A 21,113-nucleotide genomic window follows, 5' to 3' on the forward strand; every position below is an offset into this window, starting at 1 on the left:
TGGGGTTCATTCGGGCGCGATGCCGGCCGCGGCCAGTGCCTTGGCCCACAGCGGTTCCTGGTCCTTGATGAAGCGGGCGAACTCGTCGGCCGACATCGGCATCGGCTCGCCGCCGAGGCCGCGCAGGAAGCTCGCGGTGTCCTCGCTCGCGAGGATCTGCTGCAGGGTCTCGTGCAGCTTGTCGACCACGGCCCTGGGCGTGCCGACCGGCACGACGAAGCCGCTCCAGCCCGTGAACTCGGTGGCGCCGGGCAGCACCTCGCGCAGGGTGGGAACGTCGGGCAGCAACGCGGAGCGCTGCGCCGAGGTGACCGCCAGCGCCTTGAGCTTGCCGGCGCGGATCTGCGGCAGCACCGCGCCGAGGTCGGTGAACAGCAGCGGCATCTCGCCCGAGAGGGTTTCGACCACCGCCTGCGGGCCGCTCTTGTAGGGCACGGCCACGATGTCGATGGCCGCGGCCTGCTTCACGCTCGCGCCCGCCACCGCGCCGGTGGCATGCGAATAGGCGTACGACAGCTTGCCCGGGTTGGCGCGGGCGTAGGCCAGCATCTCGGCGAAGCTGCCGAACGCATTGCCGCGGGGATTCGTGACGACCGCCGACGGTATCTGGAACAGGCTCGCCACCGGCACCATGTCCTTGCGCGGATCGAAGGGCAGGCGCTTGAACATGTGCAGCGCCGCCACCGTGTTGGTGTTCGAGATCTGCGTGATCGTGTAGCCGTCGGGCGCGGCGCGCAGCCCCTGGGCGAGACCGATGGTGCCCGCCGCGCCGACCACGTTGTCGACCACGAAGGGCTTGCCGAGCGCCAGGCTCATCTTGTGGGCGAGGTGGCGCGTGACCGCGTCCGCCGTGCCGCCGGCCGGGAACGGCAGGATCAGCCGCACGGGCCTGGCCGGGTAGGCCTGGGCCTGGCAGTCCAGCGCGGGGAGGACCAGCGCGAGTGCCGTGAGACCGGCGCGAAGCCAGCCGCGGCGTTGCATCGAAGAAATCATGTCTCCTGCTCCTTGTGGTTGCCGGCGCATCGAGGCGGCCGGTCGCGATGAATCGAAGGTCTAGACGCCCAGCCCCGGCATGCCGCTCGGCAGGCCCAGCCGCACCCGGCCATAGGCCGGGCCCGACACGTCCCACTGCAGGCCGAACTGCGCGGCGCCCGCATGCACGTCGCGCCACATGCGCTGGATCGGATCGGCCTCCTGCAGGCCGGCGCCGCCGGTGCCCGCGAACACCAGGTCGACGGCCTGCGTGACGAGGCGCGCGCAGAAGGCCGAGTCGCGGCGCAGGCGCGCGCCGAGGGCGCCGGGGATGGCGGGATGGCTCTCGAGCGAGTCCATCGCATCGCACCAGCTGCGCCGCGCGACGAGCTGCGCCGTGTCGAGCAGCGCCTCGACATGGGCGACGCGGTCCTGCACGCCGGGCAGCTCGGCCTGGCTGCGCGTGCCGACCGTGGTCTTGCGCTGCCGCGTGCGTTCGACGTACTCGTTGGCCGCCGCGCGCGCGGCGCCGAGCAGCACCGGCAGCAGCACGAAGCCGCCGACGCCCTGCATGGTCACGCGGAACAGCGGCGCCGCGTGCAGGGCCAGGCCCGGTGCCCGCGCGGCGGCGACCTCGTCGAAGGACAGGCTGCGGTAGCCCGGCACGAAGGCCTTGCCGACGGCGACGTCCTTGCTGCCGGTGGCGCGCAGGCCCACCACGTGCCAGGTGTCGAGCACCTCGTAGTCCTCGCGCGGCAGCAGGAAGTAGCGCGGCCGCGGCGGCTCGTCGGGCGCGTCGCTGGCCATGGCGCCGAGCACGCACCAGCCGCAGGGATCGATGCCGCTCGAGAACGGCCACTGGCCCTCGAGCTCGTAGCCGCCGTCGACCTGGCGCGCCGTGCCGCGCGCGAAGATGTACGAGGAGCCGACCAGCGTGTCGGGGAGGGGCCCCAGACCTCCTGTTGCGCCCGGTCCGGCCAGAGCGCGAGGAACTGGTGGTGGTAGGCCAGGTTCGACAGCACCCAGGCGCTCGAGGCGCAGCCCTGCGCGACCTCCGCGCAGATGTCGAAGAAATCGGCCGGGTGCAGCTCGGCGCCGCCCGCGCGCGCCGGCTGCAGGGCGCGGAACAGGCCCGCGCGATGGAAGTCGTCGATGGTCTCGTCGGGCACGCGGCGCAGCCGCTCGGCCTGCGCGGCGCGTTGCCGCAGCACGGGCTGGAGTTCGCGCGCGCGCGCCGCAGCAGTTCGCTGGCGGCGGTGTCGGATGAATCGGGCAGGAGGGCCTGTGTTTGCATGGTCGGATGCGGCGGGTGGTGAGTCATGGCGATCGGATGCTAGTGATAGAACTATCATTTATTTATAGGGTTATCACCATGCGTGCGGGCATCCAACGGATCCTGAATCAATCGTTAATGCCGATGGTTAGGAGTGAGAGCTTCTCGAAGCCGTGAGAGGCGATCGGAATTTTGGTGATAACCCTATAAAGAAAGATCGGGGCCGTCGCTACGATCGCCCGAGGCCGGCAATCGCGCCCCAGGCCACTCACGGGAGTTCTTCAATGGGCATTCGCAGACTCGAACACTTCAACATCCGCACCGAACGGCTCGAGGCCACGCTGGATTTCTATACGCGCGTGCTGCTGCTGCGCGACGGGCCGCGGCCCGGCAATCCGCCGCGCGCGACCGGCGCCTGGCTCTACGACGCGGACGACGTGCCCGTGGTCCATGTCACGGCCTTCGACCGCAACGATGCGCAGCGGATGGCCTGGATCGACGACTACCTGGGCCCGCGCGATCCCGATTCGCTGCACGGCAGCGGGGCCATCGACCACGTGGCGCTGCTGGCCGAGGGCTACGAGGACACCATCGCGCGCTGCCGGGCGCTCGGCGTGCCGGTACCGTGAACGGCTGGTCGCGGCGCTCGACCTGCGGCAGATCTTCGTCACCGATCCCAACGGGATCTCGATCGAACTCAACTACCGCTGAGCCGCCACGCCATGCACGCAGCCACCCCTTCCGCCGCCGACCGCCGGCAGTTGCGCGACGTCTTCGGCGCCTACATCACGGGCGTCGCCGTCATCACCACGCTCGACGCCGAGGGCCGCCCCCTGCGGCGTGACGGCCAACTCCTTCAGCTCGGTGTCGCTCGATCCGCCGCTGGTGCTCTGGAGCCAGGCGCTCAATGCGCGCAGCTTCCCCGCCTTCAGCCGGCACGAGCGCTTCGTCGTGAACGTGCTCGCGAAGCACCAGCTCGAGCTCTCGCAGCGCTTCGCGATTCCGGGTGCCGACAAGTTCGCCGGCGTCGATTGCCGCCCGGGCATCGGCGGCCTGCCGGTCCTCGCGGACTGCTGTGCCCATTTCGAATGCCGCAAGGTCACGACCTGGCCCGGCGGCGACCACGCGGTGTTCCTGGGGCTGATCGAGCGTTTCGAGCGCTCGGACTTGGAGGGCCTGGCCTTCGGCGGCGGCCGCTACCTGGTCACGCGGGCCCATGCGGAGGCGGCGGGCGCGCCCGGGTGAACTGGTATCGTGCCGGCTCCCGCCGCACCGGCACCGGCCACCTTCCCAGCGATCTCGCATGCCTCGCGCCCCTTCCGCCCCCAGACCCTCGGATTCCGCGGCCCCCGCCAGCGGCGGCGTGGTGCGCCTGCGGCGCGCCGATCGCGAGCGCGAGATCGTGCAGGGCGCGATCCAGTACTTCGCCGACGTCGGCTTCGCGGGCGACACCACCGGCCTGGCGCGCCAGCTCGGCGTGGCGCAGCCGCTGCTCTACCGCTACTTCCAGAACAAGGAGGCGCTGATCGAGCGCGTGTTCCAGGAGACCTTCCTGTCGAACTGGAATCCGCTGTGGGAGGAAATGATCCTCGCGCCCGAGCAGGCCGTCGCGCAGCGCCTGCTCGAGTTCCACCGCGACTTCGCGCGCGTGCACCTGCGGCGCGAGCGCGTGCGGCTGTCGCTGTTCTTCGCCCTGCACGGCTGGGACATGTCGCCGTACTTCCGCGTCATGCGCCAGCGCGTCTACGAACCGATCGCGCTGTCGCTGCGCCAGTACACGGAAGCCGGCCGCGATGGCCAGCCCTTCGCGGTGCAGGAGATCGAGCTCGCGAAGACGGTGGTCGAGAAGATCCAGTACCACGGCATCCGCCAGTGGGTCTACGGCCTGCCGGTGCCCGAGATCGAGCCCGTGATCCAGGCCAGCGTGGCCAGCCTGCTCGACGGCGTGGGCGCGGTGCTGGGCAAGCCGGCGACCAAGCCCTCGTGAGCGCGGGCGCCGCCTAGGCGCCGTTGCTCAGGGCCAGCGGCGGATCCTGCGCGACCGCGCTGCCCGCGCGCTCGTCGAGCACGCGCTGGTAGTTGTCGCGCAGCAGGATGCCCGCGTAGTACACGTGCTCGCGCATCAGCTGCTCGGCGCGCGCCGCGTCGCCGTCGATCACGGCCTGCACGATGCGGTGGTGGTCGTCGTGCGAACGCAGGATCACGCCGTGGTCGTGCCACAGCATGATGCGGTCGGAGGCGAAGGGCACGGCCTGCGCCTGGGCGCCGAAGCGCACCACCCACGGATTGCGCGCGCCCTGCATCAGCGTGTTGTGCAGCGTCACGTTCATCTGCTGGTAGGGCGCGAGGTCGTCGAGCAGCAGCTGTCCCTTGGCCAGGATCTCGTCGCCGGTGCGCAGGCAGTCGCGCAGCAGCGCGGCGGTCGCGTCGTCCACGCCGAGCGCGGCGAAGCGCCGGCAGGCCAGGCCCTCGAGCACCGAGCGCACCTCGTAGGCGGCCAGGATGTCCTCGAGCGCGAAGGCGCGCACCAGGTAGCCCTTCTTCGGCTGGTGATCGATCAGCCCTTCCATCGCCAGCGCGGCGAGCGCGGCGCGTACCGGCGTGCGCGACACCTTGAGGGTCTCGGCGATCGGCACCTCCTCCACCCGCGTGCCCGGCGTGAGCCGTCCGTGCAGGATCCAGGTGCGCAGCGTCTCGGTGACTTGTTGGGAGAGTGTGTCCATGTCAGGTATACATGATGCCGTGGAAATTGGTTAAATAGGGATCGAATAAGGGAAAACGAGGGCGTAAGAAGATCATCATGTATACACAATGCGGTCCTCGATCCACTTTCACGCCGCATCCGACGCGGCTTCGGAGACCTCGCATCCCATGGCGGAACATCATGCACAAGCCCCCGGCCGGCTGGCCCTCGTGACCGGCGGCGGCCGCGGCATCGGCGAAGCCGTGTGCCGGCGCCTCGCGGCCAGCGGCCTGCGCGTCGTCGTGGCCGACATCGACGCAGACAACGCGCGCGCCGTGGCCGCCTCGCTCGGCGCGGGCCACCATGCGCGCCAATTCGACGTGAGCGACGAGGCCGCGGTCGAGGCCGCCTTCGAGGACATCGAGGCCGGCATCGGCCCGGTCGGCGTGGTGGTCTGCGTGGCCGGGCTGCTGCTGATGCCCGGCGGCGAGCGCTCGCCGATCAAGGACACCTCGCTCGAGGACTGGGAGCGCACCTTCGCCGTGAACGCGCGCGGCGTGTTCCTCTGCGGCCGTGCCTACCTGCGCCGGCGCGAGGCGCGGCCGGTGGCGCACGGGCGCATCGTCACCTTCGGCTCGGTGGCCGCGCAGCTCGGCGGCTACCGCTCGAGCGCCACCTACATCGGCGCCAAGGCCGCGGTGCTGGGCCTGACCAAGGCCATGGCGCGCGAGTCGGCGCACCTGGGCGTGACCGTCAATTCGGTCGCGCCGGGCCTGATCGACACCGAGATGCTGCGCGGCACCGTGCAGAGCAGCGGCGCGCTGACGGCCGCGGCCGCCAACATCCCGCTCGGGCGCATCGGCACGGTGGACGACGTGGCCGGCGCGGTCGACTACCTGGTGTCGGAGCAGGCGGCGTACATCACGGGCAATGTGATCGACGTCAACGGCGGCTACCGCATGCAGTAACGCCCGGCGCCGGCGACCGGGCGGCGCCTTTCACTCACCCATACCAACGGAGACAACGTCATGAAAAAGAACTTCCTCGCCCTGGCATTCGGCGCCGCGCTGTGCGCGCTGGCGGCCAATGCCGCCGCGCAGGCCGAGCCCGGCCTGACCGACAAGACCATCAAGATCGGCGTGTTCTCGCCGATGTCGGGTGCGTCGATGAACTACGGCTTCGACGTCATCAACGCCGCGAAGATGTACTACGACAAGATCAACAAGGAAGGCGGCGTGAACGGCCGCAAGATCGAGCTCGTGGTGGAGGACGACCGCTGCAACGCCAACGACCTGCTGGCCGCGGTCAAGAAGCTCACCGAGCAGGACCAGGTGTTCCTGCTCAACGGCCGCTCCTGCTCGGCGGCCGTGGTCGGCGCGCGCGAATACGTCGAGCGCGCGAAGATCCCGCTGGTGATGCTCAACGCCTCGGGCGACGGCGCGCTGTACCCGCCTTCCAAGTACATCTACGGCGCGTTCTCGATCTCGCAGCATGCGGTCGGCGGCTCGATGGTGCAGTTCGCGAGCGAGCACCTGAAGGCGAAGAAGATCGGCTACATCAACCACGACGACGCCTACGGCGGCTGGAACCTCGAGTCGGCCCAGGCGCAGGCCAAGGCGCTCGGCGGCGTCGACCTGCAGGTGCAGTCGGTCAACCCGAACATCACCGACGTCACGGCGCCCATGCTCAAGATCAAGGCCGCCAACCCCGACGTGCTGCTGCTGACCACCTACGCGCGGCCCGTGAGCCTGATCGTCAAGCGCGCCTTCGAGCTCGGCTTCAACAAGCCGATCGTGCTGGCCGTGAACTCCACCGCCGACCTCAAGCAGTTGGTGGAGAACGTCGGCAACAAGGACGCCTTCAAGAACGTCTACATCCAGGAAGTGCTGGCCGACGTGCCCGGCGGTCCCAAGCTCAAGTGGGTCTACGACATGTACAAGGCCGCCTACCCCGAGCTGGCCGCCAAGCCCGGCTACCCGCAGACCTACATGCCCTACGGCATCCCCTCGGCCATGGCGGTGGTCAATGCGCTGAAGGCGGCCGGCCCCAGCCCCACGCGCGAGAAGGTGCTCGCGGCGCTGTCGACCATGAAGTTCGACTCCGGCGTGATGGCCGGCCCGATCGAGTTCGGTCCCGACGACCGCGCGGCGCAGGAAGCGGCCATCTACATCAAGTTCGACGCAACCAACATGACGCTCGTGCCCGGCAGCTACAAGAGCGTGTGGAAGTACAAGCCCTGACGGCGGCTGCGATCTCATGAGCCTTTCCGACATCTGGCTGTTCGTGCAGCAGGGCGTGCTGTCCGGCATCGTCACCGGCAGCGTCTACGCGCTGCTCGCGGTGGCGATCGTCATGGTCTTCAAGACCACCGACGTGCCGAACTTCTCGCAGGGCGAAATCTTCATGGCCGGCGGCTACCTCGCGCTGTTCCCGCTGGTGGTGTGGGGCTGGCCCTACTGGGGCGCGGTGCTCGCGAGCCTCGCGGTCACGGCGCTCGTGGCCGCGCTGTTCCAGCGCGTGGTGATGCAGCGCGTGACCGCCTCGCGCGGCGTCGGCGTGCAGCTGGTGATCGCCACGCTGGGCTTCGCCTACCTGCTCAAGGGCCTGGTGCGCAAGACCGGGCTGGGCGACACGCCGCGCTCGCTGCCCTCGCTGGTGCCGCAGGACCCGATCACCATCGGCCAGGCCTCGCTCACGCTGCTCGACCTCGCGATCTTCGGCACCGCCGTGGTGGTGATGGTGCTGCTGTACCTGATGTTCACGCGCACCCGCACCGGCCAGGCCATGCGCGCGGTCGGCATGAACCCGCGCGGTGCGCAGATCGTGGGCGTGAAGCTGGGCACCATCCGCATGAAGATCTGGGCCCTGACCGGACTGCTCTCGGCCATCGCGGCGCTGCTGATCACGCCCAAGATCCTGATCACGCCCGACATCGGCCACATCGCGATCCTGGCCTACGCGGCCGCCATCGTCGGCGGCTTCACCAGCCTGCCGGGCGCGGTGGTCGGCGGCTTCGTCATCGGCATCGTCGAGAACCTGGTGGGGCTGTTCGTCTCCTCCAACGCCATCGTGGTCGCGCCCTTCGTCGCGATCATGGTGGTGCTGCTGGTGCGGCCGCAGGGCCTGTTCGGCGGCAAGCCGCAGGTGAAGAAGGTATGAGCATGCAGACGACTTCTCCCTGGTGGGATCGCGGCGTGCTGATCGCCATGGCCGCGGTGCTCGCGGTGCTGCCGTTCGCGGCCAGCGGCTACGTGCTCTACGTGGTCAACCTGCTGATGGTGTTCAGCGTGCTCGCGCTCGGCATGCACCTGGTGATCGGCGAGACCGGCCAGTTCGCGCTCTCGCACGCGGCCTTCTTCGGCATCGGCATCTACACGGCCGGGCTCATCAACAACCAGTGGCAGCCGCCGTTCGTGGTGTCGATCCTCGCGGGCGCGCTGCTCGCGGCCGCGCTGGGCTGGGTCATCGGCCTGCTCGCGCTGCGCATGCGAGACATCTACCTGGCGCTCGCCACCTTCGCCTTCGGCGAGGCGATGCAATGGGTATTCCTCAACTGGGAGCAAGTGACCAACGGCTCGAACGGCCTGCAGATGAAGCCGGCCGCGCTCGGCGGCCTGCGGCTGATGAACGACCTGCAGGCCTATCCCTTCGTGGTCGCGATCGCGGCGCTGATGCTGTGGCTCACGGTGGCGCTGTCGCGCTCGCGGCTGGGCTCGTCGTTCCGCGCGGTGCGCGAGAGCGACGTGGCGGCGATCGCGATGGGCGTGAACACGCGCGCGGTCAAGGTCACGTCCTTCGTGCTGTCGGCCGCCTTCGCGGGCGTGGCCGGCGGCATGTACACGCTGTTCACCTCCTTCATCCATCCCGAGAGCCTGGGCTTCCAGACCACCATCCTGATCCTCACCATGGTGGTGGTCGGCGGGCTGGGCTCGGTGCGCGGCGCGGTGGCGGGCGCCATCGTGTTCGGCCTGGCCTCGGAACTGCTGCGCCAGGCACCGTCCTACCAGGAGATCATCTACGGCGGCATCCTGATGCTGTTCATGATGTTCCTGCCCAAGGGCATGGCCTCGCTGTTCGCGGCGCGCAAGGCCACGCGCCGCGCGGCCCCGGCGGGAGGCGCGCGATGAGCACGGGCGCCTTCCTCGACGTGCGCGACATCAGCGTGGTGTTCGGCGGCCTCAAGGCGGTCAACGGCCTGTCGTTCCAGGTCGAGCAGGGCCGCATCCATGCGCTGATCGGGCCCAACGGCGCCGGCAAGTCGACCACCTTCAACTGCATCTCGCGCTTCTACACGCCCAGCAGCGGCAGCGTCGTCTTCGAGGGTCGCGAGCTCACGCGCGTGTCGCCCTACCGCATGGCCTCGCTGGGCATCGCGCGCACCTTCCAGAACCTCGAGCTGTTCGCCGAGCTCTCGGTGCTCGAGAACGTGCTGCTCGGCACCCACGCGCGCGGCACCGGCACGCTGGGCCGGCTGCTGCGCCGCCCCGACCGCGAGACCGAGGACTTCGCGCTGCACCTGCTCGAGCGCGTGGGCCTGGCCGACGAACGCCACCAGCCGGCGCGTGACCTCGACTTCGGCCGCCAGAAGCTGCTCGAGCTGGCGCGCGCGCTGGCCATCAAGCCGAAGCTGCTGCTGCTCGACGAGCCCGCGGCCGGCCTGCGCAACCGCGAGATCGAGAGCCTGGACCGGCTGCTCAAGGAGCTGGTGGCGCGCGACGGCATCACGGTGCTGCTGGTCGAGCACGTGATGCAGCTCGTGATGTCGATCTCGGACCGCATCACCGTCATGGCCTTCGGCGAGAAGATCGCCGAGGGCACGCCCGCGCAGATCGGCAGCGACGCGCGCGTGATCGAGGCCTATCTGGGCAAGGGAAGTGCAAAGGGGGCCGCGCATGGCTGAATCGCTGTTGTCGTTGCGCGCCATCTCGGCCGCCTACGGCCGCATCCAGGCGCTGAGCCATGTCTCGGTCGACGTGCCCGAGGGCGAGATCGTCGCGCTGCTCGGCAGCAACGGCGCGGGCAAGACCACCACGCTCAACTGCATCTCGAACATCGTCGACTGCACCGAGGGCGAGGTGCGGCTGGCCGGCGAGCGCATCGACCGGCTGGGCTCCGACGCGCTGGTCCAGCGCGGCATCGTGCAGGTGCCCGAAGGCCGGCAGGTGTTCCGCGACATGAGCGTGCGCGAGAACCTCGACCTCGGCGCCTACCTGCGGCGCGACCGCGCGGGCATCCGCAACGACCTCGAGGCCGTGTATGCGATGTTCCCGCGCCTGAAGGAGCGCCAGGGCCAGATGGCGGCCACGCTGTCGGGCGGCGAGCAGCAGATGCTCGCGATCGGCCGTGCCGTGATGGCGCGCCCGCGCGTGATGCTGTTCGACGAGCCCTCGATGGGCCTGTCGCCGCTGCTGGTGGAGCAGATGTTCGAGATCATCGAGCGGCTGCACCGCGAACAGAAGATCACCATCCTGCTGGTCGAGCAGAACGTGCAGCTCGCGCTCGCGGTGTCGAGCTACGGCTACATCCTCGAGAACGGCGAGATCTCGCTGCATGGCCCCGCCGCGCAGCTGGCCAACGACGAGGCCGTGCGCCGCGCCTACCTCGGCGTCTGAACGACGCCGCTTTCGCAAAGGAATTCCCATGCTTCTGAAGGACAAGCTCTCGCTCGTCACGGGCGCCGCGCGCGGCCTCGGCGAGGCCATCGCGCGCCGCATGGCGGCCGAAGGCGCGCACGTGCTGGTGGTCGACCGCGACCTCGAGCCCGCGCAACGGGTGGCGGCCTCGATCCGCGCCGCGGGCGGGCGCGCCGATGCCGACAGCGTCGACGTCAGCGACGCGGCGGCGGTCGACGCGCTCGCCGCGCGCATCGCCGCGGCGCACGGCGACATCGACGTGCTGGTGAACAACGCCGGCATCTCGGCGCGCTCGAAGTTCGACGAGCCCGGCGCGCGCGAGGCCTGGGACCGCGTGCTGTCGGTCAACCTGCAGGGCGTGTTCAACGTGACGCAGGCCTTCGTGCCCGCGCTCAAGCGCACGCACGGCAGCATCGTCAACCTGTCGTCGATCGTGGCCTTCGGCGCGGGCATCTCCTCGGCCGGCTACGTGGTGGCCAAGGGCGGCGTGCGTTCGCTCACGCAGGTGCTGGCGCGCGACCTCGCGCCCTGGGGCGTGCGCGTGAACGCGGTAGCGCCCGGACTCATGGTGACCGACATGACGGCCGGCCAGCGCGAGACCGAGCACGGCACCGACTGGTACATGAGCCGCGTGCTCACCAAGCGCCACGGCGAGGCCGACGAGATCGCCGGGCCGGTGGTCTTCCTCGCCTCGGCGATGGCCAGCTACGTCAATGGGGTGGTGCTGCCGGTCGATGGGGGCTATCTGGCGGCATGACGCGAACGCGGACAGCCGTACGCAGAGGACGCGAAGGTTCCGCGAAGGTCGCAAAAGGGAAATTCAAGAAGATGTCTCTTGAATCTTTTTCGCGTTCTTTGCGGAACCTTCGCGTCCTCTGCGTCCGGCTGTTGGCTTCCTGAACTTATCAAGGAACAACGATGAACGACAGCAGTGAAGACAAGCCGCTGGTCCTGGTGACCGGCGGCGCCAGCGGCATGGGCCGCGCCATCGTCGAGCGCCTGGCGCGCGACGGCTGGCGCGTGGTGATGGCCGACTACAACGGCGCGCTGGCCGAGCGCGAGACCCAGGTGCTGCGCGCCGCCGGCCTCGACGTCGACTACCGCGCCATCGACCTGACCGACGAGGCCGCGGTGCGCGCGATGGTGCAGTCGCTGCCGCCGCTCGCCGCGCTGGTGAACAACGCCGGCATCTTCGACGAGCGCGCCTTCATGGACGTGAGCTCGGCCGACTTCCGCCGCATGTACGAGGTGAACCTGCTCGCGGTGGCCACGCTCACGCAGGAGGCCGCGCGCAAGATGGCCGACGGCGCGCGCATCGTCAACATCGCCTCGCGCGCCTACCTGGGCGCGAAGAACCATCCGCACTACGTGGCCTCGAAGGCCGCGCTGGTGGGCTACACGCGCGCCAGCGCGATGGAGCTCGCGCCGCGCGGCATCCTGGTGAACGCGATCGCGCCGGGCCTGATCGACACGCCGCTGCTGCGCGCGCTCACGCCCGAGCGCCGCGCCGCGCAGCTCGCGCTGCAGCCCACGGGCGCGGCCGGCCGGCCCGAGGACATCGCGCAGGCGGTGGCCTTCTTCGCCTCGCCGGCCACCGGCTTCGTCACGGGCCAGGTGCTGTTCGTCGACGGCGGCAAGTCGCTCGGCGGCTCGGGGGCGTGATGGCGCAGCCCCAGGAGAAGACCGGCTACGACGTGGTCGTGATCGGCAGCGGCGCGGGCGGGCTCGCGGCCGCGCTCACGGCGAAGCTCGAAGGCCTCGACGTGCTGGTGATCGAGAAGACCGACCGCATCGGCGGCTCGACCGCGATCTCGGGCGGCGCGGTGTGGGTGCCGCTCAACGACCAGGCCGAGGCCGCGGGTCATCCCGACACGCCCGAGAAGGCGCTGACCTACCTGCGCAACACGGTGGGCGCGGCCGGCGACGAGGCGCTGCGCCAGGCCTTCCTCGAGGCCGGGCCGCGCGCGCTGCGCTACCTGCGCGAGCGCACCGACGTGCAGCTCGCCGCGCGCACCTACTCGCCCGACTACCACCCCGACCGCGAGGGCGCCGCGATGGGCGGCCGTTCGCTCGATCCGATCGAGTTCGACGGCCGGCTGCTCGGCCCCCCACTTCCGCGCCCTGCGCGATCCGCTGCCCGAGTTCTGCGTGCTCGGCGGGATGATGGTCAACATGACCGACGTGAAGCACCTGCTCGCGGTCACGCGCTCGTTCGCATCGTGGAAGCACGGCATGAAGCTGGTGCTGCGCTACTTCGCCGACCGCTTGAGCGGCCACCACCGCGGCACGCGACTGCTGCTGGGCAATGCGCTCGCGGGGCGGCTGTTCCACGGGCTGCTGAAGCAGAAGATTCCGTTCTGGCTCGAAACGCCCGCGCTGGCGCTCGAACAGGATGCGGGCGGTGCCGTGACCGGCGTGCGCGTGAAGCGCGACGGCCGCGAGATCGTGCTGCAGGCGCGGCGCGGCGTGGTGGTCGCGACCGGCGGCTTTCCGTGGAATGCGCAGATGCGCGCCGAGCACTATCCGGCGCCGACCGGGCCCTACTCGATGTCGCCGCAAGGCAATGTCGGCGAGGGCATCGCGATGGCGCGGCAGGCCGGCGGTGTGCTCGGCACCGGCCATGTGGGCCCGGCGCTGTGGGCACCGGTGTCGATGATGCAGCGCCCCGACGGCAGCATGTTGCGCTATCCGCACCTGGTGTGGGACCGCGCCAAGCCCGGGCTGATCGCGGTCGATGCGCGCGGCGAGCGCTTCGTCAACGAATCGACCTCGTACCACGAGTTCGTGCGCGGCATGTACCAGGCCAACGAGGCCGGCACGAGCGTTCCGGCGCTGCTGGTGTGCGACAGCGACTTCATGGAGAAGTGGGGCCTGGGCCTCGCGCTGCCGGGTGGGCGGTCGCGCGAGCACCTGGTGCGCGCCGGCTACCTGTACCGCGCCGACACGCTCGAGGCGCTGGCACGCCAGGCCGATGTCGATCCCGACGGCCTCGCGCGCACCGTGGCCGCGTTCAACCCACCGGCCCGCGCGCGGCGAGGACCCGGCCTTCGGCAAGGGCAGCACGGCCTACAACCGCTACCTCGGCGACCCTGAGCACCAGCCCAATGCCTGCGTGGCACCGGTCGCGAAGGCGCCGTTCTACGCGGTCAAGGTCTATCCCGGCGACATCGGCACGGCCCTGGGCGTGCGCGCCGATGGCCATGCGCGCGTGCTCGATGCGCGCGGCACGCCGATCGCGGGCCTGTACGTGGCCGGCAACGACATGCACTCGGTGATGGGAGGCGAGTATCCTGCGCCCGGCATCACGCTGGGACCGGCCCTGACCTTCGGCTGGGCCGCCGGCATGCACCTGGCCCATGGCCATGACGAACACGCCTGACCCCACACACTTCACACCCATCATGAAGATCTTCTATTCCCCTGCTTCCCCCTTCGTGCGCAAATGCATGGTCGTCGCGCATGAGCTCGGCATCGCCGAGCGCATCGAGCGCCTGCCGAGCGCGGCCGGCCCGGTGAAGCGCGACGCGACCATCCTGCCGACCAACCCGCTGGGCCAGGTGCCGACCTTCCTCACCAACGATGGCCAGGCGCTGTTCGACAGCCGCGTGATCTGCGAGTACCTCAACGACCAGCAGGGCGGCACGCTGTTCCCCGCCTCGGGCAAGGCGCGCTGGGCCCGTCTCACCGAACTCTCGCTGGCCGACGGCATGACCGCCGCCGCGCTGCTCGCGCGCTACGAGAACGTGCTGCGTCCACAGGAATTCCGCTGGGCCGACTGGACCGACGGCCAACTCGCCAAGGTGCGCACCGGGCTCGAATGGCTCGAGAAGGAAGCGGCTGGATTCGGCGAACGTGTGGACATCGGGACCATCGCCTTCGGCTGTGCGCTGGGGTACATGGACTTCCGGTTTCCGGATGTGGATTGGCGTGCTCAGGCGCCTCGCAGCGCGGCTTGGTTCGAGGCTTTCAACCGGCGAGCCTCCATGCAGGCGACGTTGCCCACTGCTTGAGGTTGGAGCGGGCTCACGCCGACGGGGTACTCCCCTCCGCGAATGTCCCCGGCCTTCGGCCTCCTCCTTTATTTCGCTGCGGGGAGTACCCCGCCGACGTGCGCCAGACGCGCAGCAGTTGATCGGCCGGCACCACCGCTGCGCCTCCCGTGCACAGGGCAGTGGGTGCTTCCCGCAGCGAAATAAAGGAGGAGCCGAAGGCGGGGACATTCGCGGAGGGAAGTACCCGCTGTCCTGTGCACGCGCCCCGAAACAAAAAACGCCCAACCTGGCAAGGCAACCAATTCCTTGGCTAAATGCCACCCTCCGCAAGAAACCAAGGACCCCGAATGTCTTCTGAGCAAAAAAAGGTAGCCATCGTCACCGCAGGCGGCAGCGGCATGGGCGCCGCCGCGGCCCGCAAGCTCGCGCAGGACGGTTTCCGTGTCGCCATCCTGTCCTCCTCGGGCAAGGGCGAGGCCCTCGCGAAGGAGCTCGGCGGCATTGGCGTGACCGGCTCCAACCAGTCGAACGACGATCTCAAGCAACTCGTCGACCGCGTCATCGCCGAGTGGGGCCGCATCGACGTGCTCGTCAACAGCGCCGGCCACGGCCCGCGCGCGCCCATTCTCGAGATCACCGACGACGACTGGCATCGCGGCATGGACGTCTACCTGCTGAGCGCCGTGCGTCCCAGTCGGCTCGTCACGCCGCACATGGTCAAGCAGGGGGGTGGCGCCATCATCAACATCTCGACCTTCGCCGCCTTCGAACCCGATCCCGTGTTTCCGACCTCGGGCGTGTTCCGTGCCGGCCTCGCCGCCTTCACCAAGCTCTTTGCCGACCAGTATGCAAAGCACAACGTGCGCATGAACAACGTGCTGCCCGGCTTCATCGACAGCCTGCCCGAGAAGGAAGTGTTTCGCGAACGCATTCCCATGGGACGTTATGGCCGCAGCGACGAGATCGCCGCCACCATCGGCTTTCTCGCTTCCGATGGCGCCGGCTACATCACCGGCCAGAACCTGCGCGTCGACGGGGGCATCACGCGCTCCGTCTGAGGCCCTCATGGGGCGCTGCCTACAATCGGCGCCCATGTGCCCGAGGACGTTCCACCACCTGAACACGCTTCGCGCGGGACGTCCTTCTCTTCAGCCGGCACGCCCGCCGGCGCGCCTCCTGCTATGCGCTCGCTCGCATCGCGCGCGACAGCCAGTCCCGGCAATCGGGCTGCTCGCGGCTGACTCCCCCTTGAGCCTGGCGCATTGAATGCAGCGCGGCGGCAGCGCCCGCCGCTTTCTCCCTTGCGCCATCAGTCGGCGCGATGCCTTCCAACGTCCCGCGATGCCTTGTCCGCAGCGGGCTGCTTTCCGCTTTCTCCATGTCTTCCCGCTACAGCCGCCTGCGCACCGAGTGGTGTCCGAGCATTCCGCGCGAACTGATGGCCGGCGCCGTCGCCACCTTCGCGCTCATTCCCGAGGTCATCGCCTTCTCCTTCGTCGCGGGCGTCGATCCCGCGGTGGGCCTGTTCGCCTCCTTCGTCATCGGCATCGTCATCGCGTTCACCGGCGGGCGCCCCGCCATGGTCTCGGCCGCGGCCGGGTCGGTGGCGCTGGTGGCCGCGCCGCTGGTGCATGCGCACGGCCTGGCCTATCTGCTCGCGGCCGGCCTGCTCGCGGGCGCGATGCAGATCGTCTTCGGGCTGCTGCGCCTCGGTGTGCTGATGCGCTTCGTGTCGTCGTCGGTGCGCACCGGCTTCGTCAACGCCCTCGCGATCCTGATCTTCGCCGCGCAGATGCCGCACTTCATCGGCGCCAATGCCGCCACCTGGGCGATGGTCGGCCTCGGGCTCGCGGTCATCTACCTGCTGCCGCGCTTGACCACCGCGGTGCCGTCGCCGCTGGTGTGCATCGTGGTGGTCACGCTCGCGGGCCAGTGGCTGGGCCTGCCGCTCAAGACCGTGGCCGACCTCGGCCAGCTGCCCGATGCCTTGCCCATGTTCGCGCTGCCCGCCGTGCCGCCGACCCTCGAGACCCTGCGCATCATCGCCTTGCCCGCCTTCGCCATCGCGATGGTCGGCCTGCTCGAATCGATGATGACCGCGAGCGTGGTCGACGAGCTCACCGACACCCCGAGCTCGAAGAACCGCGAGTGCGGCGGCCTCGGCCTCGCGAACGTGGCGGCCAGCTGCTTCGGCGGCATCGCGGGCTGCGGAATGATCGGCCAGACCGTGAGCAACGTGCGCTACGGCGGCCGCGGCCGGCTCTCGACCCTGTTCGCCGGGGCCTTCCTGCTGATCCTCATGGTGCTGCTCAAGCCCTGGGTGTCGCAGGTGCCAGTGGCGGCGCTGGTCGCGATCATGGTGATGGTCTCGGCCTCGACCTTCGACTCGGGGTTCGCTGCGCACGCTGGTGCGCCATCCGCGCCTGTCGAGCGTCGTGATGCTCGCCACCGTGGCCGTCACCGTCGCCACCGACAACCTGGCCGCGGGCGTGGGCATCGGCGTGCTGCTCAGCGGCGTCTTCTTCACCTTCAAGGTGGCGCGGCTGCTGCGGGTGCAGGCGCGGCAGGACGACGAGGGCGCCTGGCGCTTCGCCGTCAGCGGCCAGGTCTTCTTCGCCTCGGCCGACATGCTGGTCGATGCCTTCGACGTGCGCGAGATCGACGGCGCGCCGGTGCGCATCGATGTTTCTCAGGCGCACTTCTGGGACGTGACCGCCGTGGCGGCGCTACGCAAGGTGGTCGAGCGGCTGCGCAAGCATGGCAGCGCGGTCGACGTGAGCGGCATGAACCAGGCCAGCCGCGACCTCGTGCTGCGCCTCGACGCGGCGCCCGAGTGAAGCAGCTCAGGCTGCGGCCGCCTCGGCGCGCACCTGGCTGCGAAAGCGCCCCGGGCTCTCGCCCACCGCGCGCCGGAAGGCCGCGCTGAAGGCCGTCTCCGACTGGTAGCCCACGCGCTCGGCGATGCGCGCGATGCCCTCGTCGCCATGCCGCAGCGCATGGCGCGCCACCGTCATGCGCCAGCCGCCGAGGTAGTCGAGCGGCGTCGAGCCCGTCAGCGCCTTGAAGCGCAGCGCGAAGGCCGTGCGCGACATGCTGGCCGTCTGCGCCAGGCGCTCCACCGTCCAGGGCTGGGCGATGTCGGCATGCATGCGCGACAGCGCGGTGCCGATGCGCGCATCGGTCATCGCGCCGAGCCAGCCCTCGGGCTGCGGCGCGTTCGCGAGATGCACGCGCAGCGCCTGCACCAGCACCAGCGCCGCGAGGTGGGTGCGCGCCAGGGTCGAGCCCGGGCGCGGCTCGGCCGTCTCCCAGCCCATCAGGTCGAGCAGGCCCACGAGCGGCCGCGCGCCCGGATCGCTTGCGCGCAGGTGGATCAGCGGCGGCAGGTGGCGCAGCAGCAGTTCGCCGGCCTCGCCCGAGAGCGCGAAGCGCCCGCTCGCGAGCACCACGCGCGTCGCGTCGCTCGCGTCGAGCCCGTCGTGGCGCAGCACCCCGTCGGGGCCGCGCTGCTCGCGGTTCAGGCGCGTGCCGTCCTGCAGCGGCCCGGGCGGATCGCTCGCGGCCGAGAAGGGCAGGCCGTTGGTCAGCAGGAAGAAGTCGCCGGCCTCCAGCATCACCGGCGCGGCCGCGCCCTCGACCTCGATGCCAAGGCGCCCCTCGAGCAAGCAGCCCAGCTTGATGTGCGAGGCGTAGTGCCCATAGCGGAAGGCCCAGCGGCCGCGCGCCTCGAAGCGCGACGAGAGCGTGCTGCTCACCGTGAGCATGGCCAGCACATCGGACAAGGGATCCATGATTCTGTACGAATGAATAGGAAATGCGTGCTGATGATTATTCAATCATTCAGGCTGACGAGCGACCATCGCGGCATGTCCTCCTCGAACGCTCCAGTTTTCCGTCACGCCGTCGTGCTGGGCCTGCTCACCACCATCGGCCCCTTCGCCATCGACATGTACCTGCCCGCGCTGCCCGCCATCGGGCGCGCGCTGGGCGCCGATCCGCATGCGATGCAGGTCAGCCTGATGGCCTTCTTCATCGCGGTCGGCGCCGGCCAGCTGGTCGCGGGCCCGCTGTCGGACATGTTCGGCCGCCGCCGGCCGATGGTCGCGGGCCTCGTGCTGTTCATCCTCGCCAGCATCGGCTGCGCCTTCGCGCCCAGCGCGGGCGTGCTGGTCGCGCTGCGCTTCGTGCAGGGGCTCGGCGCCTGCGCCTGTATGGTCACGCCGCGCGCCGTGGTGCGCGACCTGTACACCGGGCCCGAGGCGGCGCGGATGATGTCGCTGCTTCTCATGGTCTACAGCGTGTCGCCGATCCTCGCGCCGCTGGCCGGCAGCCTCGTGGCCGAGAGCCTGGGCTGGCGCGCCGTGTTCGTCGCCGTCGCCGCCGTCGGGCTCGCGGGCCTCGCGATGCTGCTGGCCCTGCTGCCCGAGACCCGGCCCGCCACCGCGCGGCTGTCGAGCAACTTCCGCAGCGCCATGGCCGGCTACGGCGTGCTGCTGCGCGACCGCCACTTCATGGCGCTGGCCTTCATGGCCTCGTTCACCGTCTCGAGCTTCTTCGTCTACGTGGCCAACTCGCCTTTCGTGATGAGCACGCATTTCGGCGTCTCGCCGCGCATGTACGCGGTGCTGTTCGCGCTCAACGCGGTGTCGCTGCTCGCGCTGTCGCAGGCCAATGGCCGGCTGGTGGCGCGCTTCGGCATCCGGCGCGTGCTGCGCACGGCGGTGATCGCGCAGGCCGCCACCCTCGGGCTGCTGCTGGTGCTCACGGTCGCGGGCGTGGACCGGCTCTGCGTGCTGGTGGCGCTGCTGATGATCGGCTTCGGCCTCAACGGCCTGATCGTGCCCGGGGCCTTCGTGCTCGCGATGGAAGGGCATGCCGCGCTCGCGGGCACGGCCTCGGCGCTGATCGGCACGATGAACTTTGCGGGCGGCGCGGTGATGGTGGCGCTGGTCGCGCCGTTTGCAGACGGCAGGCCGCTCTCGATGGTGGCGGGCATCGCCGGCTGCGCCGCGGTCGTGCTGACGCTGGCCTTGCGCACCCTGCGGCCGGTGCGGCGCGTGCCCGGTGTCATGCAGGGGTTCTCTAAGTGATTGCCCCGTGAGCAAGGCGCGGCCTTGGGCCTAGCCTTCGCGCATTCCATCGGAGCTTCGATGGACTGCAAAGGCTTTGATGAACATCCCCGCCCCGGTGCTCGACAGCATGCAGCGAACCCTCCGGTCCTACGAGGCGTCCGCGCGCGACTACGACGCGATCGTGGCGGACCATCCGCCGCCCGAGATCGAGGACGCGCTGCGCCGCATGGTGGCGTGCATGCCCGCGGGAGGCAGCGTGCTCGAGGTCGGCTCGGGCACAGGGCGCGACGCCGACTTCGTCGAATCGCTGGGCGTGATCGTCAGGCGCACCGATGCGACGCAGGCCTTTCTCGACCTGCAGGCCGAGCGCGGCAAGCAGGGCGCGCTGCTCAATGTCGTCACCGACCCGCTGGGCGGGCCCTTCGACGCCATCCTCGCGATGGCCGTGCTGATCCATGTCGATCGCGCGCAGATCGCGCCGGTGCTGCGCAAGGTGTTCGACGCGCTCGCGCCCGGTGGCGTCTTCCTCGCGGGGCATGCGCATCGGCGAGGGCGAGACCAACGGCGACTACCAGACCGTGTACTGGGACCGGGACCGGTTCGCCGCGCAGCTCGCGGCGGCCGGGCTGCGACTGGATTGGGAGCGGCAGTGGATCGGCCGCGAGGACGTGCGCTGGGCCAGCTTCCTGGCCTGCCGTCCGCGCGGATGAAGACGACCTACACGCCCAGGTAGCGCGTCCACAGCGAACGGTCGGCATCGAGCGCGGCCGAGTCGCCCTGCCACACCACGCGCCCGCGCTCGAGGATCACGTGCCGGTCGGCCAGCGGCAGCAGGCGCTGCACGTACTTGTCGACCACCAGGATCGCTTCGCCCTCGGACTTGAGCGTGGCGATGCAGTGCCAGATCTCCTCGCGGATCACGGGCGCGAGGCCTTCGGTGGCCTCGTCGAGGATCAAGAGGCGCGGATGCGTGGACAGCGCGCGCGCGATCGCCAGCATCTGCTGCTCGCCACCCGAGAGCTGGTTGCCCGCATTGGCCTTGCGCTCCGCGAGGCGCGGGAACAGGCCGTAGAGCGCCTCGACGGTCCAGCGCGGCGCGCTGCCGGGGGCGCGGGCGCGCGAAGGCGCGCAGGTGCTCGTCGACGCTGAGGTTGGGGAACACGTGCCGGCCCTCGGGCACGATGGCCACGCCGCGGCGCGCGATGGCGTCGGGCTTGTGGCCGCCGATGGCCGCGCCGCCGAAGCGCAGCTCGCCGCGCATCGGCGCGAGCATGCCGGTGATGACCTTGAGCAGGGTGCTCTTGCCCATGCCGTTGCGTCCCAGCAGCGCGAGCACCTCGCCCGCGCCGATGCGCAGGTCGATGCCGAACAGCACCTGGCTGGCGCCATAACCGGCCTCGATGGCCTGTGCCTCGAGCAATGTCGTCGAACTCATTGAAGTACCTTCGTGCTTCGCACTGCGGTGCGAGCTTGCTTGGGGCGGCCCGG

23 protein-coding genes and 3 pseudogenes are annotated in these 21,113 nt (G+C 70.1%); 20 read left to right on the top strand and 6 right to left on the bottom strand.

The window, feature by feature from the left end:
• Positions 1 to 6: 6 nt before the first annotated feature.
• Genes ACHMXE_RS14005 through ACHMXE_RS14015 form a run of 3 tightly spaced genes read right to left on the bottom strand, consistent with a single transcriptional unit; the run spans position 7 to position 2,141 of the window.
• On the bottom strand, positions 7 to 993 hold the full coding sequence (locus tag ACHMXE_RS14005) for a Bug family tripartite tricarboxylate transporter substrate binding protein (protein ID WP_395349797.1): 987 nt from the start codon (positions 991 to 993) through the stop codon (positions 7 to 9).
• A gap of 60 nt (positions 994 to 1,053) precedes the next feature.
• Positions 1,054 to 1,545, bottom strand: coding sequence for an acyl-CoA dehydrogenase family protein (locus ACHMXE_RS14010; RefSeq protein ID WP_395353073.1), 492 nt, complete (start codon positions 1,543 to 1,545; stop codon positions 1,054 to 1,056).
• A 2-nt stretch (positions 1,546 to 1,547) separates the two neighbouring features.
• Positions 1,548 to 2,141, bottom strand: coding sequence for a hypothetical protein (locus ACHMXE_RS14015; protein ID WP_395353075.1), 594 nt, complete (start codon positions 2,139 to 2,141; stop codon positions 1,548 to 1,550).
• Here ACHMXE_RS14015 and ACHMXE_RS14020 point away from each other — a divergent pair.
• The 4 genes from ACHMXE_RS14020 (at position 2,055) to ACHMXE_RS14035 (ending at position 4,232) form a co-directional block, all read left to right on the top strand.
• On the top strand, positions 2,055 to 2,288 hold the full coding sequence (locus ACHMXE_RS14020; RefSeq protein ID WP_395353106.1) for a hypothetical protein: 234 nt from the start codon (positions 2,055 to 2,057) through the stop codon (positions 2,286 to 2,288). The two genes, ACHMXE_RS14015 and ACHMXE_RS14020, sit on opposite strands and share 87 nt — an antisense overlap.
• Before the next feature lie 241 nt (positions 2,289 to 2,529).
• Complete coding sequence (locus ACHMXE_RS14025; RefSeq protein ID WP_395349798.1) at positions 2,530 to 2,874, top strand: VOC family protein; 345 nt, start codon at positions 2,530 to 2,532, stop codon at positions 2,872 to 2,874.
• Between the two features lie 211 nt (positions 2,875 to 3,085).
• On the top strand, positions 3,086 to 3,490 hold the full coding sequence (locus ACHMXE_RS14030; RefSeq protein ID WP_395349799.1) for a flavin reductase family protein: 405 nt from the start codon (positions 3,086 to 3,088) through the stop codon (positions 3,488 to 3,490).
• A 58-nt stretch (positions 3,491 to 3,548) separates the two neighbouring features.
• Positions 3,549 to 4,232 (top strand): TetR/AcrR family transcriptional regulator, encoded by a 684-nt coding sequence (locus tag ACHMXE_RS14035; protein WP_395349800.1) that lies wholly within the window; start codon positions 3,549 to 3,551, stop codon positions 4,230 to 4,232.
• A 13-nt stretch (positions 4,233 to 4,245) separates the two neighbouring features.
• Here the strand turns inward: ACHMXE_RS14035 and ACHMXE_RS14040 are convergent, their stop codons facing one another.
• The gene (locus tag ACHMXE_RS14040) at positions 4,246 to 4,968 is read right to left on the bottom strand and encodes a GntR family transcriptional regulator (protein ID WP_203203138.1); all 723 of its coding nucleotides are present in this window, start codon (positions 4,966 to 4,968) and stop codon (positions 4,246 to 4,248) included.
• Between the two features lie 148 nt (positions 4,969 to 5,116).
• Between ACHMXE_RS14040 and ACHMXE_RS14045 the strand changes: the two genes are divergently transcribed.
• The 14 genes and pseudogenes from ACHMXE_RS14045 to ACHMXE_RS14110 all read left to right on the top strand — a co-directional run bounded on the left by ACHMXE_RS14045 (position 5,117) and on the right by ACHMXE_RS14110 (position 17,390).
• Positions 5,117 to 5,896 carry an SDR family NAD(P)-dependent oxidoreductase gene (locus ACHMXE_RS14045; protein ID WP_395349801.1) on the top strand — a complete coding sequence of 260 codons (780 nt, stop codon included), beginning with the start codon at positions 5,117 to 5,119 and terminating at the stop codon, positions 5,894 to 5,896.
• 60 nt (positions 5,897 to 5,956) lie between these two features.
• Positions 5,957 to 7,168 (top strand): ABC transporter substrate-binding protein, encoded by a 1,212-nt coding sequence (locus ACHMXE_RS14050; protein ID WP_395349802.1) that lies wholly within the window; start codon positions 5,957 to 5,959, stop codon positions 7,166 to 7,168.
• Between the two features lie 16 nt (positions 7,169 to 7,184).
• Positions 7,185 to 8,087, top strand: a complete 903-nt coding sequence (locus ACHMXE_RS14055; RefSeq protein WP_208507742.1) for a branched-chain amino acid ABC transporter permease — start codon at positions 7,185 to 7,187, stop codon at positions 8,085 to 8,087.
• 2 nt (positions 8,088 to 8,089) lie between these two features.
• A complete protein-coding gene (locus tag ACHMXE_RS14060; protein WP_395349803.1) occupies positions 8,090 to 9,055 on the top strand; it encodes a branched-chain amino acid ABC transporter permease in 966 nt (321 codons plus the stop codon).
• Positions 9,052 to 9,828: an ABC transporter ATP-binding protein gene (locus tag ACHMXE_RS14065; RefSeq protein ID WP_395349804.1), complete on the top strand. Its 777-nt coding sequence runs from the start codon at positions 9,052 to 9,054 to the stop codon at positions 9,826 to 9,828. Before ACHMXE_RS14060 ends, ACHMXE_RS14065 begins: the two co-directional genes overlap by 4 nt.
• Positions 9,821 to 10,540, top strand: coding sequence for an ABC transporter ATP-binding protein (locus tag ACHMXE_RS14070; protein ID WP_057594693.1), 720 nt, complete (start codon positions 9,821 to 9,823; stop codon positions 10,538 to 10,540). Before ACHMXE_RS14065 ends, ACHMXE_RS14070 begins: the two co-directional genes overlap by 8 nt.
• Before the next feature lie 28 nt (positions 10,541 to 10,568).
• Positions 10,569 to 11,318, top strand: a complete 750-nt coding sequence (locus ACHMXE_RS14075) for an SDR family NAD(P)-dependent oxidoreductase (RefSeq protein WP_203203132.1) — start codon at positions 10,569 to 10,571, stop codon at positions 11,316 to 11,318.
• A gap of 161 nt (positions 11,319 to 11,479) precedes the next feature.
• The gene (locus ACHMXE_RS14080; RefSeq protein WP_203203131.1) at positions 11,480 to 12,223 is read left to right on the top strand and encodes an SDR family NAD(P)-dependent oxidoreductase; all 744 of its coding nucleotides are present in this window, start codon (positions 11,480 to 11,482) and stop codon (positions 12,221 to 12,223) included.
• Positions 12,223 to 12,654, top strand: a pseudogene (locus ACHMXE_RS14085) (FAD-dependent oxidoreductase); the annotation flags it as partial. The gene ACHMXE_RS14080 and the pseudogene ACHMXE_RS14085, both read left to right, overlap by 1 nt.
• 55 nt (positions 12,655 to 12,709) lie before the next feature.
• A complete protein-coding gene (locus ACHMXE_RS14090; protein ID WP_395349805.1) occupies positions 12,710 to 13,654 on the top strand; it encodes an FAD-binding protein in 945 nt (314 codons plus the stop codon).
• Positions 13,539 to 13,940: an FAD-binding protein gene (locus ACHMXE_RS14095; protein ID WP_395353077.1), complete on the top strand. Its 402-nt coding sequence runs from the start codon at positions 13,539 to 13,541 to the stop codon at positions 13,938 to 13,940. The genes ACHMXE_RS14090 and ACHMXE_RS14095 overlap by 116 nt, the downstream gene beginning before the upstream one ends.
• A 22-nt stretch (positions 13,941 to 13,962) precedes the next feature.
• On the top strand, positions 13,963 to 14,571 hold the full coding sequence (locus ACHMXE_RS14100) for a glutathione S-transferase (RefSeq protein ID WP_395349806.1): 609 nt from the start codon (positions 13,963 to 13,965) through the stop codon (positions 14,569 to 14,571).
• 329 nt (positions 14,572 to 14,900) lie between these two features.
• Positions 14,901 to 15,611, top strand: a complete 711-nt coding sequence (locus tag ACHMXE_RS14105; protein ID WP_395349807.1) for an SDR family oxidoreductase — start codon at positions 14,901 to 14,903, stop codon at positions 15,609 to 15,611.
• A gap of 320 nt (positions 15,612 to 15,931) precedes the next feature.
• A pseudogene (locus tag ACHMXE_RS14110) lies at positions 15,932 to 17,390 on the top strand (SulP family inorganic anion transporter).
• Between the two features lie 6 nt (positions 17,391 to 17,396).
• On the opposite strand, the gene ACHMXE_RS14115 reads toward ACHMXE_RS14110, so the two are convergent.
• Positions 17,397 to 18,344 carry an AraC family transcriptional regulator gene (locus ACHMXE_RS14115; protein ID WP_395349808.1) on the bottom strand — a complete coding sequence of 316 codons (948 nt, stop codon included), beginning with the start codon at positions 18,342 to 18,344 and terminating at the stop codon, positions 17,397 to 17,399.
• Between the two features lie 75 nt (positions 18,345 to 18,419).
• Between ACHMXE_RS14115 and ACHMXE_RS14120 the strand changes: the two genes are divergently transcribed.
• On the top strand, positions 18,420 to 19,643 hold the full coding sequence (locus ACHMXE_RS14120; RefSeq protein ID WP_395349809.1) for a multidrug effflux MFS transporter: 1,224 nt from the start codon (positions 18,420 to 18,422) through the stop codon (positions 19,641 to 19,643).
• Positions 19,644 to 19,722: 79 nt separating this feature from the next.
• Entirely contained in the window at positions 19,723 to 20,358 is a 636-nt protein-coding gene (locus ACHMXE_RS14125; protein ID WP_395349810.1) for a class I SAM-dependent methyltransferase, read from the top strand.
• On the opposite strand, the pseudogene ACHMXE_RS14130 reads toward ACHMXE_RS14125, so the two are convergent.
• Positions 20,343 to 21,045, bottom strand: a pseudogene (locus ACHMXE_RS14130) (ABC transporter ATP-binding protein). The gene ACHMXE_RS14125 and the pseudogene ACHMXE_RS14130 overlap by 16 nt on opposite strands.
• Between the last annotated feature and the right edge of the window lie 68 nt (positions 21,046 to 21,113).

The organism is Variovorax sp. UC122_21 (assembly GCF_044056785.1).
Taxonomy (GTDB): domain Bacteria; phylum Pseudomonadota; class Gammaproteobacteria; order Burkholderiales; family Burkholderiaceae_C; genus Variovorax.